The following is a 2183-nucleotide window of genomic DNA, read 5'->3' on the forward strand; positions in this document are numbered from 1 at the left end:
TTTGCAAATGTCTGAGCCATCTTATCCATCTTTATCTCTTTTATCTCTTTTAGAATCTCTTCATTTTTTTTGAGCAACTTTTTTGTAGATTTTTCTTTGGCGCTGATTTCGCCAAGTTTTCTCTCAACCGCCTCTTCATCTTGTGAGACCTTTGCCTCCCTTTTTACAAGAAGCTCCTCTGTAGCGGTTTTAAGAGCGCTAAGTGCCTGTTTTTGTTCATCTATTCTCTCAAGCTCTACCAGAAGTTCGCTTTTTCTTGCTTTGAAAATTTCTGTGCACTCAAAGAGTTTGTCGCTTGTCTCCAAGGCGCTTATCGATGTCAATGTAAAAAGAGCCGCTATAAATATTTTAATCATCTGTTTTTTTCCGTATATGTCATTAAAGCTATCTCGTCGAGCTCTTTTGCCTCTTTGAGTTTTCTTTTTTGAAGTTCTTGTTTTATCTCTTGAAGTTCCAAATATTGAAATTTTTCGTGCTCAATCATATCAAGTTTTAGTTGTTGTTTCGCTTCATTTACCTGACTTGTGGCAAATGTGACCCATCTTTTATTATGAGATATAAGCTCTCTTTGTGAGGAAAGAAGTGTTCTTGAGGCGAGCATATCGCTCATCGTACCGCTACTAGGCGGCTCAACATCTTTTAGGGAGTTGTATGAGAGTTCAAGCGCCATTGTAGCGCTGTTTAAGTTGCTGTTTGCTTTTTGCAAAACCTGCTCACTTTTCTGCATGCTGTTTTTTTTGATTTTTACTAATGGGCTAAAGCGAGTTTTCACAATCTTATCCCTTTCTCAAAGCCTCCCATTGGAATGAAAGCTTATAAAATTATAGTATCTTCTCTCTCTGGCGATGTAGAAATTATACCTACTTTTGTTTTTGTAATCTCTTCTATTGCTCTGACATAATCCTGTGCCTCTTTTGGAAGCTCATCAAATTTTCTGGCACCCTTTGATTTGTCCCACCCTTTAAACGATTTGTAAATCGGTTTTACGTCATTTAAATTTGCCGGCAGATAGTCAATCTCCACACCGTTTAAATCATAAGCTACACAAACCTTAACTTCGCTAAATCCATCAAGAACATCAAGTTTCATAAGGGCTAGCTCATCACACCCGTTTAGGCGGCTTGCATATCTACATGCAACTGCATCAAACCAGCCGCATCTTCTTGCACGTCCTGTTGTTGTGCCAAATTCATGACCTTTTTCACCGATTAGCTTGCCGTCTTCTCCCAAATCTTCACTTGGAAATGGACCGTTACCGACACGTGTGCAGTACGCTTTTACGATACCGATAACTTTGCCTATATCTTTAGGATTTATGCCAAGACCTGTACATGCACCGGCACTTACCGTTGAGCTTGAAGTAACATACGGATAAGTTCCATGGTCAATGTCTAGCATCGTGCCTTGAGCACCCTCCAGCAGAACTCTCTTGTTCTCTTTATCAAGCGCTCTCCAAACCATCTGAGTCGTATCAGTGATAAATGGAGAAAGCTTAGCGCTGTACTCTTGAAGCTCTGCCAAAAGTTCGCTTTTGTTTGGAGTTTGAATCTTTAAGATATCAAATATCTCTCTATTTTGAGCAAAATAACCCATTACAGAGTCGCAAAGCTTCGCAGGGTCTAAAAGTTCGCCTACCCTTACGCCGACACGATTGATTTTATCAGAATAAGCAGGTCCTATGCCCTTGCCCGTTGTTCCGATAGCGCTATCGCCTTTTAGCTTCTCACGAGCTTGGTCGATAAGAGAGTGATAAGATAGATTTAAATGCGCTTTGTCTGAGATAAAAAGTCTTCCTTCTAACCCCTCAAACTGTGTCATCTCTTTTATTATAGAAGATGGAGACAAAACAACTCCGTTTCCTATAACATTAATGGCTTTTGGGTTTAATATGCCCGAAGGAATTAGGTGAAGTGCGTATCTTATGCCGTCTACCCAGATTGTGTGACCTGCGTTGTGTCCTCCTTGGCTTCTGCAAACCATGTCATACTCTTTTGCAAGCCTGTCTACTATCTTCCCTTTTCCTTCATCGCCCCACTGTATACCAACTATTAAATCCGCTTTCATCATTATCCTCTTTTACTTCGCTTTTGTTTCTACTAACACATCTGTATAAATTGCAAAACCTACAGAACTTAGTTCCGAGTTTTTATATCTTCCGCCTCTGGCAAAGACCTCATTCTTTT

General features: G+C 40.0%; 3 protein-coding genes. All 3 read right to left on the minus strand.

From position 1 onward, the window contains the following. A partial coding sequence (locus K0A91_RS10870; protein ID WP_295010228.1) for a PDP protein occupies window positions 1–356 on the minus strand: 356 nt, incomplete at its 3' end. Then, on the minus strand, window positions 353–772 hold the full coding sequence (locus tag K0A91_RS10875) for a flagellar export protein FliJ (protein WP_295010230.1): 420 nt from the start codon (window positions 770–772) through the stop codon (window positions 353–355). The genes K0A91_RS10875 and K0A91_RS10870, both read right to left, overlap by 4 nt. Window positions 773–813: 41 nt before the next feature. Further along, window positions 814–2067 (minus strand): adenylosuccinate synthase, encoded by a 1254-nt coding sequence (locus K0A91_RS10880; protein ID WP_295010232.1) that lies wholly within the window; start codon window positions 2065–2067, stop codon window positions 814–816. Between the last annotated feature and the right edge of the window lie 116 nt (window positions 2068–2183).

It is taken from the genome of Sulfurimonas sp., from assembly GCF_019429335.1.
Lineage (GTDB): Bacteria > Campylobacterota > Campylobacteria > Campylobacterales > Sulfurimonadaceae > Sulfurimonas.

Excerpts from the sequence above, each read along its gene's own strand:
- K0A91_RS10880 (WP_295010232.1), bottom strand. The coding sequence starts at position 2,067 with ATGATGAAAGCGGATTTAATAGTTGGTATACAGTGGGGCGATGAAGGA.